Raw genomic sequence first — 14,680 nt, forward strand, 5'->3', positions numbered from 1 at the left:
ATCAACCCGAGGTCAACAAGAACGCCAGTGGACCGAGCGTCACGATCATGCCGACGACCACCGCGATCACGAAACTCGTGATGTCGTCCGTCTTCCGCAGAACCCGCACGACGGCAACCAGGCCGACGATCACGATCAGCGCGAGCACCAACGCCACCCACGGCAGCATGTCCCACAGCTTCTCGAAGCCCTTGAACATCGCGCCGCCGACGATCAGTGCAACAACCACCTGACCGGCAAGCACTGCCCATTCACGGATCGAGTTACGCTCGCCTGCCTCTTCCGCTGCCGGTTCGGCTTCGACATCGGACTCCGCGGCGGCACTGGTCTTTTTTGCACCGTCATCGACAGCCGGCGCCTTGACCAGATCGACCACGGCGGTGGATTCGGCCTCGCCGGCATCCGCGTCTGCGATCTTGTCGATCAGCTCGGTGCTCTCTTCCGGCGCGGCCGGAGCGGGAGCGGTCTGTGCAGGTGCCTTGGCGACGGGAGTGGGGACACGCGGCGGCAGGATCGGCGGACGCAACGACGGCGACTGCGTTGCGGCGCGCTCCTGACGCATCAGGTCGCCCGCCAGGGTCTGACCCGACAGCAGGGCTGGTTCCTGCGTTACCTGCGTCGGTGACGAGGAGTTGAGCGGTGCCCGGCTCACCCACTGCCCGGGCGAGGACTTCGAGGTCTGTCCCGGCGAACGTGTGGAAGTCGGCTTCGGAGTGGTGACCGGCGGCGCAGCAACCGGCTTCGACTCACCCTTGGGTGCCTGCGGCTCGTCATCGTCATCGTCGTCGTCGAACGAGACGGCGAAGGCTGCGGTGCGATCGGCGGGAACCTTCGGTGCCGGTTCGACTGACTTGGCGGTTTCCGCGACGGCCTCGGCCGGCGCTGAAGGTGCAGAGTTTTCCGGCGCAGCGGCTTCGGGCTGGGCTGCTGGTTCGTCGGACTCGGGCTCGGCGGCCGCGCGCGATCCCGACTGGCGAACGATCGGGATCTCACCCGTCAGTTCGGCGACGGAGATGCCACCGGCTACGCCGCGCCGGCGTCGTCCACCTCGGGATTCGACGCTCTGACCGTTCCGCTTGAGCAGTTCCGCTACGGAAATCTGCTGACTGTCCTCGGTCATCAAGCACTCACCACCAATTCACCGCCCATTTCTGTGTCGAGCTTTCGCAGAATCAGACCCTCACGCAGTGCCCAGGGACAAATTTCCAGTTCGTCCACTCCGAGCGCCCGCATGGTTGCCTCTGCGATGAGCGCGCCGGCCACAATCTGCTGTGACCGATCCGAGCTCACTCCTTCCAATTCTGCACGGTCCGCCGCCGTCATCCTGGATATGAAGGCTATGAGTTGCCTGAGTCCGCTGGAAGTCAGGGTCCGTTTTGCCCGGGGGCCTGCGGCAGAAGGGGCCGCGCCGGTGAGCCGAGCCAACGATCGGAAGGTCTTCGAAGTCCCGACCGTGCGGTCCCAGTCGCCGGCGGCGCGCAGTTCCTTGGCTGGTCCGACCAACTCCGCGTCCAGCCAGTCACGCAACACAGCGACCCGGCGCTTGCCCGGCGGATCGGCCTGTAGCCAGTCGCGCGTCAACCGTCCGGCACCGAGTTGCAGTGAGAAGGCGACGTCCGGATCCTCGTCACCACCTGCGGTGAGTTCGAGCGAGCCGCCGCCGATGTCCAGGTTCAGGATGCGTCCGGCGCTCCAGCCGTACCAGCGGCGCACGGCCAGAAAGGTCAAGCGGGCTTCGTCGACCCCGGACAGAACCTCGAGGTTGACTCCGGTCTCGGCGCGGACGCGGGCGAGTACGGCTTCGGAATTGTTGGCGTCACGGACCGCGGAAGTGGCAAAAGCCATCATTTCCTCGCACCCGGACGTCTTGGCGATACCGGCGAATTCGGAAACCGTCGAGACCAACCGATCGGCTCCTGACGTGGTGATATCGCCGCGGTCGTCAGTGTTTTCTGCCAGCCTCAACGTGGACTTGGTCGAGCTCATGGGTGTTGGGTGGCCGCCCCGATGGGCGTCCACAACCAATAGATGGACGGTATTGCTTCCGACGTCGAGTACCCCTAGTCGCACATCGCCACGTTACTGGGTCTACGGTCGGCCCTTGTGACAGCAGGTAACCCAGACCGGTCCCACAAGATGACTCCGAGCCCCGAGGTCGATCTCGATTTCCCGCGCGAATGGGTCGAATTTGTCGATCCGGATAACTCCGAACACCTCATTTCCGCTGATATGACGTGGTTGCTCTCGCATTGGACCTGCGTGTTCGGCACGCCGGCGTGTCAGGGCATCATCGGAGACCGCCCGGACGACGGTTGCTGCTCGCACGGCGCTTTCCTCTCCGATCAGGAAGATCAGGACAAGCTCGATGCGTCAGTGAAAATGCTCACAGCCGAAGACTGGCAGTTCATGGAAAAGGGTCTCGGCAAGAAGGGCTACGTCGAAGAAGACGACCTCGAGGACGAGCCCGCGCTGCGCACCCGCCGCTACAAAGGAGCGTGCATCTTCCTCAACCGGCCGGGTTTTGCCGGAGGCGAGGGCTGCGCTCTGCATTCCATGGCGCTCAAGAAGGGCATCGAGCCGCTCGAGGTGAAACCGGACGTGTGCTGGCAGCTACCGATCCGCCGCACCCAGGACTGGGTCGACCGGCCGGACGGCGTCCAGATCCTCAAGACCACGATCACCGAGTACGACCGCCGCGGCTGGGGTGAGGGCGGCGACGACCTCGCCTGGTACTGCTCCGGCTCCCCCGACGCTCATGTCGGGGAGCGGCAGGTCTGGCAGTCCTACGGGCCCGAGTTGACGGAACTTCTCGGAAAGCGCGCGTACGACGAGCTGGCTCGCCTCTGCAGGCGTCGCGCGGGCCTCGGCCTCATCGCAGTCCATCCGGCGACCACGATCGCTCAGAACAAAGCTCAGGGCTGACTCCGCCTGAACAAAAAGAATTCAGCCGCTCACACGATCGTGTGAGCGGCTGAATTCTTCTCGACATTTCTTCTCGACGAGGTTCGATCACGCTTCGAGCTTGTAACCCAATCCACGGACCGTGACCAGATGTTCCGGCTTGGCCGGATCCGATTCGATCTTCGAACGCAACCGCTTCACGTGTACGTCAAGGGTTTTGGTGTCACCGACGTAGTCGGCGCCCCAGACGCGGTCGATCAACTGTCCGCGGGTCAGCACCCGACCGGAGTTGCGGAGCAGGTACTCGAGGAGATCGAACTCCTTGAGCGGCAACGTCACCGGGTTACCCGCGACCTGCACGACGTGGCGCTCGACGTCCATCCGTACCGGTCCGGCCTCGAGCACCCCGTTGTCGGAGGCGAGGTCCGCCTCGTTCTCCACCCCGCGGCGCAGCACCGCACGGATGCGAGCGATCAGCTCACGCGCCGAATACGGTTTGGTCACATAGTCGTCCGCACCGAGTTCCAGTCCGACGACCTTGTCGATCTCACTGTCACGCGCCGTCACCATGATGACGGGGACGCCGGAGCGCGACCGCAGCGCCTTGCAGACGTCCGTGCCACTCATGCCGGGCAGCATGAGGTCGAGCAGGACGATGTCCGCTCCGGAGCGATCGAATTCCGCCAACGCCGACGGTCCGTCGTTGACGATGGTGGTCTCGAAGCCTTCCTTGCGGAGCAGGAACGCCAGCGGGTCCGCCAAGGACTCCTCGTCCTCCACGATCAGCACACTCGTCATCGTTTGGCCTCCATGCCGTTTTCTCTACTGCCTTGTTCTCGTCTGCCGATCCGCGTGGAACCGGCGGTTCCCGCGTCGTCAGAGTCGATGTCGTCGTCCGACTCCACGTGTGCCGGTATCTGCAACGTGAAGGTAGACCCTGTACCCGGTTTGCTCCACAGTTCGATGGAGCCGTTGTGATTGGCCGCGACGTGTTTGACGATCGCCAGCCCCAGACCGGTTCCACCGGTCTGCCGTGACCGCGCCTTGTCCACGCGGAAGAATCTCTCGAACACTCGCTCCTGGTCCGCTTTCGCGATGCCTTCTCCTCGGTCGGTGACTGCGATCGCGACATTGTCGCCGCGTACCGAACGACTGACGGACACCGGAGAACCCTTGGGCGAGTACGCAATAGCGTTCTCGATGAGGTTGGACAATGCCGTGACGAGGAGAGTCTGATCCCCGAGTACTTCCAGCCCACTCGGATGGTCGGTGGTGACCGTGATCCCGGCGGCCTCGGCCGACAGATTCGACCTCGACAGTGCTTCGGACACCACGGTGTCGACGTCGACCACGTCGAGATCCGGCAGCTTCTCGGCACCTTGCAGACGCGAGAGTGCGATCAACTCGGTGACCATCTTGCCCAGACGAATCGACTCACCGAGCACCCGTTCGCCGAAGTGGCGCACCGATTCCGGGTCGTCAGCGGACTCGAGCAGCGCCTCCGCGAGCAGGCTCATCGCACCGACCGGCGTCTTGAGTTCGTGGCTGACGTTCGCGACGAAATCGCGTCGGGTCGCCTCCATGCGGACCTGCTCGGAATCGTCGTCGGCGAACAGGACCACGAAGTTGCGATCGTCCTTGCTGAGCAACCGGGCCGTGCCACGTACCGCGATCTTGTCGCGGCCCCGCTGAGCGGTCTGCGCCGTCAGATCGACCTCGACGGGTTGACCCGTCCGCAGAACTTCCTGAGCAGCCCGCCAAGCTCGCTCGTCGACCAGACGATTCTTGACGAGACCGAGTTCCTCGGCGCGAGGATTGAAGAGCACGACGTCGTGAAAACCGTCGACGACGGCGATACCGCTTTCCGAAGCCAACACGATGAGGTCGAGAACCTGGGACATCGTGAGCCCGGTCTGTTCGTCCGAGCGCTGACTCTGGCGCGACGACAGCCTGGGTACCAGCACCCCGCCGACGAGGTAGCCGACCAAGCCGGCGACCACGACCAGCAGCACTGCAATCACGACACTCACGGCGCAATCGTACGTTCGCGCGAAGAGTCGGTTACGGCGGGTTCGGACGTTCCCACCCGTGTAATCCGCCAGGTGGACGGCGTTGGTTCGTCGTTCATCTGCTGTTGGCCGAGGCCCCCCGAAATCACTGTTCGGGGGGCCTCGACGCACATCATCGGGTTGCTACTTTCCGCCCTGATTCGCCACCGCGGCGGCGCCGGCAGCTGCGGCCTCCGGATCCAGGTAGGTGCCGCCGGGATTGAGCGGCTTCAGGTTCTCGTCGAGGTCGTAACGCAGCGGGATTCCGGTCGGGATGTTCAGGCCCGCGATGTCCTCGTCCGAGATGCCGTCGAGGTGCTTGACCAACGCACGCAGCGAGTTGCCGTGCGCGGTGACCAGCACGTTCCGACCGGCGAGCAGCTCCTGGGAGATGGTGTCCTCCCAGTACGGGATCAGACGCTTGACGACGTCGAGCAGGCACTCGGTCAAGGGAACCTCGTCGAGGTTCGCGTACCGGGGATCGGTGTCCTGGCTGTACTCGCTGCCGGCTTCGATGGCGGGCGGCGGGGTGTCGTAGCTACGACGCCAGAGCATGAACTGCTCGTTTCCGTACTCTTCCTTGGTCTGCGCCTTGTTCTTGCCCTGCAGAGCGCCGTAGTGACGCTCGTTGAGGCGCCAGTCGCGGACCACGGGGATCCAGTGGCGATCGGCGGCATCGAGCGCGAGGTTTGCGGTGCTGATCGCGCGGCGCAGCAGAGACGTGTAGAGAACGTCGGGCAACAGGTTGTGCTCGGCGAGCAGTTCGCCGGCGCGCTTGCCCTCGGCCATGCCCTTGTCTGTCAGGTGTACGTCCACCCAGCCGGTGAACAGATTGAGTGCATTCCATTCGCTCTCGCCGTGGCGGAGCAGGACCAGGGTTCCGATACTCATGGCGTTCATCCTGGCACGAGTACCGGAACCCTTCTTGATCAACCCTGTCCGGAAATCAGCTCGGGGCTACTTCCGCAGTTCGCAGATCCTTGCGGAGGATCTTTCCGGCCGCGGATTTCGGCACGGTGCTGATGAACGAAACCTGGCGAACCTTCTTGTGCGGCGAGACGCGCTCGGCGACGAACGAGATCACGTCGTCTTCGGTCAACTCGGCGCCGTCCTGGAGCACGACGAATGCCTTCGGAACCTCTTCGCCCTCGGCGTCGAGCACGCCGATCACTGCGGCGTCGGCGATCTGCGGGTGGGTCAGCAGCAAGGCCTCGAGTTCCGCCGGGGGAACCTGGTAGCCCTTGTACTTGATCAGTTCCTTGAGGCGGTCGACGATCTTGACGACGCCGTCGCCGTCGACGGTCGCGATGTCACCGGTGTGCAGGTAACCGTCGTCGTCGAGGGTGTCCTTGGTGGCCTGGTCGTTGCCGAGGTAGCCGAGCATGATGTTCGGGCCCTTGCACCACAGTTCGCCGGGCTCGCTGACGCCGTCCGAGCCGAGAGCCGGGTACGCGACCTCTTCGCCCGTTCCGGGGTCGACGAGCTTGCATTCCATGTTGGCGATGGTCGGACCGCACGTGTCGAGGGCGATGTCGTCACGATCGAAAGGGATCGCGTGCGAGACCGGGCTCATCTCGGACATGCCGTAGCCCTGGCGGACGTGGCAGTTCAACCGGTCGGCGACGGCCTTGCCGAGCGCCGCGTCGAGCGGGGCCGCACCGGAGAAGATGGTGTGTACGCTCGAGAGGTCGTACTGATCGACGAGCGGATGCTTGGCCAGCGCGACGGCAACGGGCGGTGCGACGAAGATGTACGTCGACTTCTGCTCGGCGACGATCCGCAGGAACTCGACGAGATCGAACTTCGGCATCGTGATGAGGCTCGCGCGGCGGTAGAGCGCAGCGTTGAGCAGGACCGTCATGCCGTAGATGTGGAAGAACGGCAGGACCGCGAGAATCTTGTCGTCGGTCTCGATGCCCATCCGCGGAATGATCTGGCAGACGTTGGCCACGAGGTTGCGATGAGTGAGCATGACCCCCTTGGGTCGGCCGGTGGTGCCAGACGAGTACGGCAGCACCGCGAGCTGGGTGGCCGGATCGAAGGAGACCTCCGGCGCCGCTGCACCCTCGCCGAGCAGATCACGCAGCGACAGATGGCCTTCGGCCCCGTCGAGCACGAAGACGTTCTCAGCCGGGATACCGACCAGGTCAGCAGCGGCCTTTGCCTGCGGCAGGAGCGGCGAGACGGTGAAGAGGAACTTTGCCTTGGAATCGGTGAGTTGCTTGGCGATGTCCTCGGCGGTGTAGAGCGCGTTGATCGTGGTCGCGACGCCACCGGCACGAAGGATGCCGTGGAAGACGGAACCGAAGGCCGGGACGTTGGGCGAATGCAGCCCGACCACGTCGCCGACGGCGAGTCCGCGCGCTGCGAGAGCGCCTGCAACGCCGTTGATCTGTGCGATCAGCGAAGCGTATGTGGTGACTGCGCCCGAACTGCCCTCGACGAAGGCCGTCTTGTCGAGGTCTGCGGGGTCGGTATTTCCGAACAGGAAGTCGTAGACGCTGAGGTTGGGGATTTCAACGTCGGGGAACGGACTCTTGAAGCTCACTGTGCTCCTCGAAAAGTTGCGCGGCGGGGTGATGTAACCAACTTACTGTGACTCACGGGAACAGTATTATTCCGTGACGACAGTCACAAGTAAAGGTCACTTTACGTGACACATTCGCGATGTGTCTCACCCCGCTCGATCAGCTCTGCGCGGGCTCTTCCTCGATGAGGTGCTTGAACGGTTCGAGATTCGCCAGCGACTCGCCTCGCGACACCCGCCACGCCCACTCACGCTTGATGGACGAGGAGAAGCCGAGTTCGAGGATGACGTTGAAATCGCCGTCGGCGGCTTCGAGAACCTGACCGAGCACTCGGTCGAGTTCATCGCCGGTCACCGCATGCTCCGCGATCTTGCCGACGAGGTAGATGTCCCCGACCTTGTCGAGTGTGTACGCCACCCCGTACAGACGACGGTTGCGCTTGAGCAGGAACTTGTAGACGCCTTCGAAGTTCTCGTCCACCTTGCGGCACACGAAGGCCTCGACCCGCACACCGTGATTGCCGACGGTGAGCAGAGTCGACGTCTTGAGTTTGTGTTCACCGGGAAGTTCGACGATGAAATGCGCGTCGTCTTTTCTGGTGAATTCGAGTTCGCGCTCGGTGAGAGCCTGCTCGATGGTGTCCGAAATGCTGCTCATGTACGCACTCCCCCGGTCCGGCGCAGACGCCACAGACCCCGCGCACGGCGGGGCGAGAAGTCGCTGGGACCGGTTCCGTTGTTGTAGTTGACTGCGGCTTTGCGATAGCTCTCGAGCAAACCGTCCGCGGTGTGTTCCCACGAGAAATTTTCGGCGTGGCGCGGTGCCTGCGCGGCGAGTTCGGCCAAGCGCGTCGGTGCTGTCACCAAGGATTCGAGGGCGCCGGCCCAATCTTCGGTGCGGTGTCCTTGAACCAGCAGGCCGGTGTCACCGTTGCGTACGGCTACTCCCAGTCCGCCGACGTCGGCGGCGATCACGGGAGTTCCGCAGGCTTGAGCTTCGATGGCGACCAATCCGAAGGACTCCGAATAGCTCGGCACCGCAACCAGATCCGAGGCACGGTAGACATCGGCGAGACGCTCCGGTGCCTGCGGCGGCAAGAATGTCACCTGCGCGCTGATGCCGAGTGATCGTGCAAGTTCGATCAGCACGTCCGGCCGCGCGAGGCCAGTTCCCGACGGCCCGCCGACGACGAGGATGCGCAACGGCAACTCGGGGCGACGGCTGATCACTTCGGCGGCAGCACGCAGCAGAACGTCCGGTGCTTTCAGAGGTTGGATCCGGCCGACGAAAGTCACGACGATCTCGCCCGGGTCCAACCCCAAGGACGCGCGGGCGGAATCGCGATCGCCCGGGCGGTAGCGGGTGAGATCGGCGCCGGGAGCCACGACGTCGATACGCGTGGGGTCTGCGCCGTACAACTCGTGCAGCGCCTTGGCTTCGTCGGTGGTGTTGGCGACCAGGCGATCGGACTCGGCGACTACTTGCTGCTCGCCGATCTGACGTGCTGCCGGCTCCGGGGTGTCTCCCTCGGCAAGCGAAAGATTCTTCACCGCCGCGAGGGTGTGGGCGGTGTGTACGAGGGGCACGCCCCAGCGGTCGCGGGCGAGCCAGCCGACCTGCCCGGACAACCAGTAGTGCGAGTGGATCAGGCTGTAGTACCCGGGCTCGTGTCGCGCTTCCTCCCGTAGAACTCCTGCGACGAAGGCACACAGTTGAGTCGGCAGATCCGCCTTGTCCAGCCCTTCGAAGGGACCAGCAGCAATGTTCCGAACCCGCACTCCGGGAGCGGCGTCCACCACGGGTGCGTCGGCCGAGGACGTCGCGCGGGTGAATATCTCCACCTCGACGCCACGTTTGGCGAGCTGAATGGCGGATTGCAGAACGTAGACGTTCATCCCACCCGCGTCACCGGTGCCGGGTTGCGCCAATGGCGAGGTGTGGACCGAGAGAACGGCCACCCGGCGAGGGCGCGAAATGTGCATGGGCGTCACGACTCCATACTGCCCCCTCACCGGGCGCGAACTCTAACCGAGGCTCGAGATGAAGGTTCGCACTTCGGACACGAATCGTGTCGGATCCTCCACGAACGGGCCGTGATTGCAGCCTTCCCAGTACGACGCCTGGGACTTGGGAATCAGTTCCTCGGCGTGCTTACCTGCGCTCACGTCGACGACGGAGTCCTCGGTTCCGTGCAGAACGAGAACGGGGATATCCAGGTTGCGGAGCAAGTCGTCGTGACCGACAGCACGGTTGAACAGTGCTGCGCGCACCCGCGGACGCGTCGAGAGGCTGTTCCCGAACAAGGCCTGCGACGCTGCACCCTTGCCCTCGGGTGGGCCGGTGAGAGCATTGCCGAAAGCGCCGAGTGCACGGATCGCCTCGCGGGGATCTTCGGACATCGCGCCGGGAACTGCGCTACGCATCGCCGAGCCGACCTTGCCACCTTTTTCGCCGCGCCCGATGCTGGTGATCGCCCCGACCAGAACCGCACCCGCCACCGCGCCGGTGCCGTGCACTGCCAGGTAATCGCAGATCACCAGACCGCCGTACGACCAGCCGAGCAGGATCGCGTTCTCGGTGACGCCTTCGGCCGCAAGAACAGCCGCGACGTCGCCGGCCCAGTTCGCGGAATCGTCGTATCCGGATTCGGGCGCATCGGAGTAACCGTGGCCGCGCAGATCGACGGCGATCAGCCGATAGTCCGCGGCCAGGTCCGCGAGGACCTGCTCGCCCCAGCACTGCGAGGACTGAGCCCAGCCGTGCAGCAACACCAGCGGGGTCCCCGCCGAATTTCCGGTTACTCGATAGACGATGGACGTGCCGTCGACGCTGACGGCTTCACGAATAGACATGCCGTCACGATAGAGGCTGCGACTGCGGCGCCGACGGCGAGCATGTAGGCCGACGGGACGCCGTAGCGATCGATCAGCTGTCCGGCCAGCGCAGACCCGAGCGCCACGCCGACGCCGAGGCCGGTAACCGTCAGGGTCATTCCCTCGGTGAGCTTTTCCGGCGGGACGATCTGTTCGACCAGGGCTGTCGCGATGATGAGCGTCGGTGCGATGGTCGCGCCCGCCAGCACGTAGGCACCCGCAAGTGCGGCCACGTTTCCGACCAACAGAAGCGGGACGCTGAGAACGGCGACCGCCGAGGACGCGATCATCAACTGCCCGCGCAGCGATCGCGCCGGGTGCATCGACCCGAAGATCAGTCCCGCGATTCCCGAACCGCCGGCGAACAGCGCGAGGACCAGCGTCGCCGACCCCGGCGAATTCTGTTCCTTGGTGAACGCGATGGCGCCGACGTCGATGACGCCGAAGATCGTTCCGAGCATCACCATGATCACGATGACGATCCACATCACGTGGTTACCGAGAACCGATCGTCCGCGGCCGGGTCGACGCGGATGCACCTTCGGTTCGGTTCCGCGCTGTATGACCAGCAGCAGGGTTCCGGTGACCAGCAGGATCAACCCTGCCAGTGGTCCAGCCTCGGGGAAGAGCCCGATGCTCAGACCTACCGATATGACCGGGCCCGCCACGAAGCAGAGCTCGTCCACCACCGATTCGAAGGCGAAGGCGGTGCGCAGCTGAGGTTTTCCGACATAGATCGCCACCCACCTGGCGCGAATCATCGCGCCGATCGTCGGAGTGGCGCCGCCGGGGACGACCAGAACGAACAGCAGCCAGTCGGGAGCTTCCATCCGGACAGCGAGCAGGAGCGCCCCGATCGCGGTGACGCTCACGGCTGCGGCAATCGGCAGGACCGCTCGCTGTCCGAAGCGGTCGACCGCACGCGAGACCGCGGGCGCGATGATCGCCGACGAGAGCGCGAAAACCGCGGCGAGCGCGCCGGCGAGCGCGTAGTCACCACGAAGTTGCGAGATCATCGTCACGATTCCGATACCGATCATGGCGATCGGCAGCCTTGCGACAAATCCGGCGGCCGAGAAGGCGACCGATCCGGGGGCGGCAAAGATCTCGCGGTAGGCGCTCAGCAGGCCTTTGTTGGTGGATTCGCTCATGTCAGCTTCTCGTGCACTGAACAAGGTTCACAGAGCCGAGGCCGACTCGACAAATCGTTTTCACTGTGCGCTCGGGTTGACCTGTCGGTAACTTGCCTTACGATTGCGCGAATGAGTGTCCTGGTGTGTTTCCACGCCCATCCCGATGACGAAGTTTTCACCACGGGCGGCGTGATGAGAATGGCCGCCGACGCAGGTCACCGCGTCGTAGTCGTCACCGCTACCGACGGTGCTCTCGGTGAATTCCCCGACGGACTGTTGGACGAATACGAGACGTTGGCTCAGCGCCGCAGCCGTGAGCTCGAGGCGTCCACCGACGCGTTGGGTGCCAGTCGCGTCGTGTCCCTGCACTACCCGGATTCGGGGATGGTGGGTACGCCCGAGAACGAGAATCCGGAAGCGTTCTGCAACGTCGACGTCGAGAAGGCCGCCGAGCGTCTGGCCGAGGTTCTTCGTGAAGAGAACGCCGATGTCCTGACCATCTACGACCCCAACGGCGGATACGGCCACCCGGATCACATCCAGGTCCACCACGTCGGCGTTCGTGCTGCAGAACTCGCGGGCACGCCGTTCGTCTACGAGGCGTCCACCAACCGCGATCACATGAAGATGCTGATGCAGGCCAACCCCGAGTGGACCGAGGAGGCGCAGCCGCCGGACATCGAATCGTTCGGGCTTCCGGCTGACCAACTCACCACCGCGGTCGATGTCAGTTCGGTGATCTCGTCCAAGCGCGCGGCCATGTACGCGCACGCAACGCAGGTCGGCGATTTCGGCCCGTTCCTCGAAATGCCGACGGAGCAGCTCGCCGCGGCATTCGGCACCGAGTGGTTCCGTCGTCGCAACGCGCCGGAAGGGCTGTCGGAAACCGCCCTGCCCCTATGAGTCACCGCCCTCGATAAACCGAAGTCCCGACGGAGGTTTCGGCGGCTCGTTAACATCGGTAGGCATGGACCTCGAACAACTTGTCGCGAGCATGCCTTTTGCAGTTCACACCGGAATTCAGTTGGACAGCGCGGCACCCGAACAGGTTGTCGGCCATCTGGATTGGGACAGCCACCGCACCACCGCCGGCAACGGAATGCACGGCGGCGCCTTGATGACGCTGGCAGACAGCGTCGGCGCCGTCTGTGCATTCCTCAATCTGCCGTCCGGCGCAAGTACGTCCACCACCAGTTCGTCGACCGTCTTCACTCGCGGCGTGCGCAAGGGCACGGTCACCGCCACCGCCCGGCCACTGCACGCGGGGCGCAGCACCGTCGCGGTGGTGACCGAGATCCGCGACGACGAGGGCCGCCTCGTCGCTCAGGTCACCGCATCACAGGCAGTACTGGGACCGTGAAGCTTCCCGCGTACCGCGCCTCGGGTGCCACCCTGCCGTACGGCAATCTGCTTGCCTCCCATGACGTTGCGATGGAGGGTTACTTCTGGCGATTCACGATGCCAGACAGCGGACGGGTGGTGATCGCGCTCGCCGGAATCAACAAGGCCGACGGCGGCAGCTGGTCGACGCTCGGTCTCGCGGCACACCCAGGCGGATTCCTCCGCACTGCTGAGCATCCGAACGGATCGGCCGATCCCCGTATCCTGGGGGCCTACGCCGACAACGCTTTCCGCGGCAATGCCGATCGACTCCAGGTCGATTTCGGCGACAGTCATCTCGACGTACGCATCAGTAATCAGCGATTCTGGCCGCACCGCCGCTTCGGGGGGTCGAGTTACTTCCAATCAGTTCCCGCACTCAATCAGTACTGGCATCCGTGGCTGCTCGGCGGCCGGGTCGAGGGAAGCGCCGTCATCGACGGACAGAGCTGGGATCTCACCGGAGCGCAGGTGTACGGCGAGAAGAACTGGGGAAAGGGAGGATTCCCGGAATCCTGGTGGTGGGGACAGGCACAGGGGTTCACCGATCCTCGAGCCTGCGTGGCGTTTGCCGGCGGACAGGTCAGCGCCGGACCTCTGCGCACCGAAGTCACCGCCGTCGTTGCCGCGCTACCGGACGGAACGGTATTGCGGCTGGGTAATCCACTGACGTCACAGGTGGAGACGACGGTGTCCGACGATCGCTGGACGCTTCGGGGTTACAGCCGGAAGTGGAGCGTCGACATCGACGGGACCGCACCCATCGCCGACGCACACATACTTCCTGTTCCGATACCTGCCGAGCGTCGAAACGTTCCAGGAGCGCTCGAGCATCTCGGTGGAACGATGTCGGTCATCGTCCGCCGGCGCGGCACCATCGTCTGGAAGGACAGGTCGAGGTTGGCTGCTCTCGAGCACGGCGGATTGGATCGGGCGCAGGCCGAACTCACTCGGCGGGAACAGCTCTCGCAAGATCGATGAGAGCGGAGGCCGCAGGATTCTTGCCGCCCGACGAACGCCAGACCAATTCCAGCCGAGATCGCGCCTCCGGTTCGAGATCGATCCGATGCAACTCCCCCACTGCCGACTCGGGAAGCACGGCCATTCCCAGCCCCTGCGCGGCCAATGAAACGATGATGCCGAGGTTGCTTGCCTCGAGCGCAACCGTCGGCGTGGTGCCGGCCGCGGCGCATGCGAAGTCCAGACACGTCCTGATGCCGGTTCCCTCGGGCAGACAGATGACCGATTGCGTCGCGAGTTCGGCAAACGGCAGAGACGACACCTCGGCCAGCGGATGATCCGCCGCCACTCCGGCCACCAGTCGTTCGTCGGTGATCACCCTCGATTCGAGCCCTTCCGGCAGCTTGCCCGCCACCCCGATGACGGCTATGTCGAAGGTTCCGTCCAACACTCCGGCAAGCAAACTGCGCGAATCGTCCTCGGCCAGCGAAATGTCCAGGCCGGGGTGTCTGGTGTGCAACCGACTGAGCAGATCAGTCAGATCGGCGGAAGCGCAGGCGGTGACCATCCCGACCGAAACGGAGCCCCGAACCAGTCCGTTCAGGGCATCGACAGCGTCGCGGGTGCTCTGCACGGAAGCAAGAGCAGCGCGGGCGTGTGGGAGGACAGCTCGCCCGGCGTCGGTCAGACGAACGGTTCGACCACTACGGTCGAGCAACTCCTGACCCAGCTCACGTTCCAGTCTTTTGACCTGCGCACTCACACCCGGCTGGGCTACGTGAAGCCGCTCGGCGGCGCGAGTGAAATTAGCTTCCTCAACGACAGCGACAAAGTACTCGAGTTGCCGAAGTTCCATA

The 14,680-nt window shown here is 64.4% G+C and carries 15 protein-coding genes; 4 read left to right on the forward strand and 11 right to left on the reverse strand.

What is annotated here, in order from left to right; translation table 11 throughout:
• Position 1: 1 nt before the first annotated feature.
• Both P3G66_RS21340 and P3G66_RS21345 read right to left on the reverse strand, forming a co-directional pair.
• Positions 2-1,120 carry a hypothetical protein gene (locus P3G66_RS21340; protein WP_276117080.1) on the reverse strand — a complete coding sequence of 373 codons (1,119 nt, stop codon included), beginning with the start codon at positions 1,118-1,120 and terminating at the stop codon, positions 2-4.
• A complete protein-coding gene (locus tag P3G66_RS21345; protein WP_003941975.1) occupies positions 1,120-2,070 on the reverse strand; it encodes a Ppx/GppA phosphatase family protein in 951 nt (316 codons plus the stop codon). Before P3G66_RS21345 ends, P3G66_RS21340 begins: the two co-directional genes overlap by 1 nt.
• A gap of 66 nt (positions 2,071-2,136) precedes the next feature.
• On the opposite strand from P3G66_RS21345, the gene P3G66_RS21350 reads away from it, so the two are divergent.
• The gene (locus P3G66_RS21350; protein ID WP_003941928.1) at positions 2,137-2,922 is read left to right on the forward strand and encodes a hypothetical protein; all 786 of its coding nucleotides are present in this window, start codon (positions 2,137-2,139) and stop codon (positions 2,920-2,922) included.
• Between the two features lie 87 nt (positions 2,923-3,009).
• On the opposite strand, the gene P3G66_RS21355 is transcribed toward P3G66_RS21350, so the two are convergent.
• The 8 genes from P3G66_RS21355 to P3G66_RS21390 all read right to left on the reverse strand — a co-directional run bounded on the left by P3G66_RS21355 (position 3,010) and on the right by P3G66_RS21390 (position 11,501).
• Positions 3,010-3,699 carry a response regulator transcription factor gene (locus tag P3G66_RS21355; RefSeq protein ID WP_003942020.1) on the reverse strand — a complete coding sequence of 230 codons (690 nt, stop codon included), beginning with the start codon at positions 3,697-3,699 and terminating at the stop codon, positions 3,010-3,012.
• Positions 3,696-4,931: an ATP-binding protein gene (locus tag P3G66_RS21360; RefSeq protein ID WP_003941938.1), complete on the reverse strand. Its 1,236-nt coding sequence runs from the start codon at positions 4,929-4,931 to the stop codon at positions 3,696-3,698. Before P3G66_RS21360 ends, P3G66_RS21355 begins: the two co-directional genes overlap by 4 nt.
• 162 nt (positions 4,932-5,093) lie before the next feature.
• Complete coding sequence (locus tag P3G66_RS21365; RefSeq protein ID WP_003941992.1) at positions 5,094-5,849, reverse strand: phosphoglyceromutase; 756 nt, start codon at positions 5,847-5,849, stop codon at positions 5,094-5,096.
• Between the two features lie 46 nt (positions 5,850-5,895).
• Positions 5,896-7,497, reverse strand: a complete 1,602-nt coding sequence (locus P3G66_RS21370) for an AMP-binding protein (protein WP_042452995.1) — start codon at positions 7,495-7,497, stop codon at positions 5,896-5,898.
• 139 nt (positions 7,498-7,636) lie between these two features.
• On the reverse strand, positions 7,637-8,134 hold the full coding sequence (locus P3G66_RS21375) for a YbjN domain-containing protein (protein WP_003941943.1): 498 nt from the start codon (positions 8,132-8,134) through the stop codon (positions 7,637-7,639).
• Positions 8,131-9,459, reverse strand: coding sequence for a D-inositol-3-phosphate glycosyltransferase (mshA, locus tag P3G66_RS21380; protein WP_070162630.1), 1,329 nt, complete (start codon positions 9,457-9,459; stop codon positions 8,131-8,133). The genes P3G66_RS21375 and mshA overlap by 4 nt, the downstream gene beginning before the upstream one ends.
• Before the next feature lie 42 nt (positions 9,460-9,501).
• On the reverse strand, positions 9,502-10,329 hold the full coding sequence (locus P3G66_RS21385; RefSeq protein WP_054187838.1) for an alpha/beta hydrolase: 828 nt from the start codon (positions 10,327-10,329) through the stop codon (positions 9,502-9,504).
• Entirely contained in the window at positions 10,275-11,501 is a 1,227-nt protein-coding gene (locus P3G66_RS21390; protein WP_003942019.1) for an MFS transporter, read from the reverse strand. Before P3G66_RS21390 ends, P3G66_RS21385 begins: the two co-directional genes overlap by 55 nt.
• A 111-nt stretch (positions 11,502-11,612) precedes the next feature.
• On the opposite strand from P3G66_RS21390, the gene P3G66_RS21395 reads away from it, so the two are divergent.
• From P3G66_RS21395 to P3G66_RS21405, 3 genes are all read left to right on the forward strand, one after another.
• On the forward strand, positions 11,613-12,386 hold the full coding sequence (locus P3G66_RS21395; protein ID WP_003942001.1) for a PIG-L family deacetylase: 774 nt from the start codon (positions 11,613-11,615) through the stop codon (positions 12,384-12,386).
• 64 nt (positions 12,387-12,450) lie between these two features.
• Positions 12,451-12,843 (forward strand): PaaI family thioesterase, encoded by a 393-nt coding sequence (locus tag P3G66_RS21400; protein ID WP_007735335.1) that lies wholly within the window; start codon positions 12,451-12,453, stop codon positions 12,841-12,843.
• Entirely contained in the window at positions 12,840-13,844 is a 1,005-nt protein-coding gene (locus tag P3G66_RS21405) for a tocopherol cyclase family protein (RefSeq protein ID WP_007735336.1), read from the forward strand. Before P3G66_RS21400 ends, P3G66_RS21405 begins: the two co-directional genes overlap by 4 nt.
• Here the strand turns inward: P3G66_RS21405 and P3G66_RS21410 are convergent.
• Entirely contained in the window at positions 13,810-14,679 is an 870-nt protein-coding gene (locus P3G66_RS21410; RefSeq protein WP_276117081.1) for a LysR family transcriptional regulator, read from the reverse strand. The two genes, P3G66_RS21405 and P3G66_RS21410, sit on opposite strands and share 35 nt — an antisense overlap.
• Position 14,680 lies beyond the last annotated feature (1 nt).

The organism is Rhodococcus sp. C3V (genome assembly GCF_029269915.1).
GTDB lineage: Bacteria > Actinomycetota > Actinomycetes > Mycobacteriales > Mycobacteriaceae > Rhodococcus_F > Rhodococcus_F qingshengii.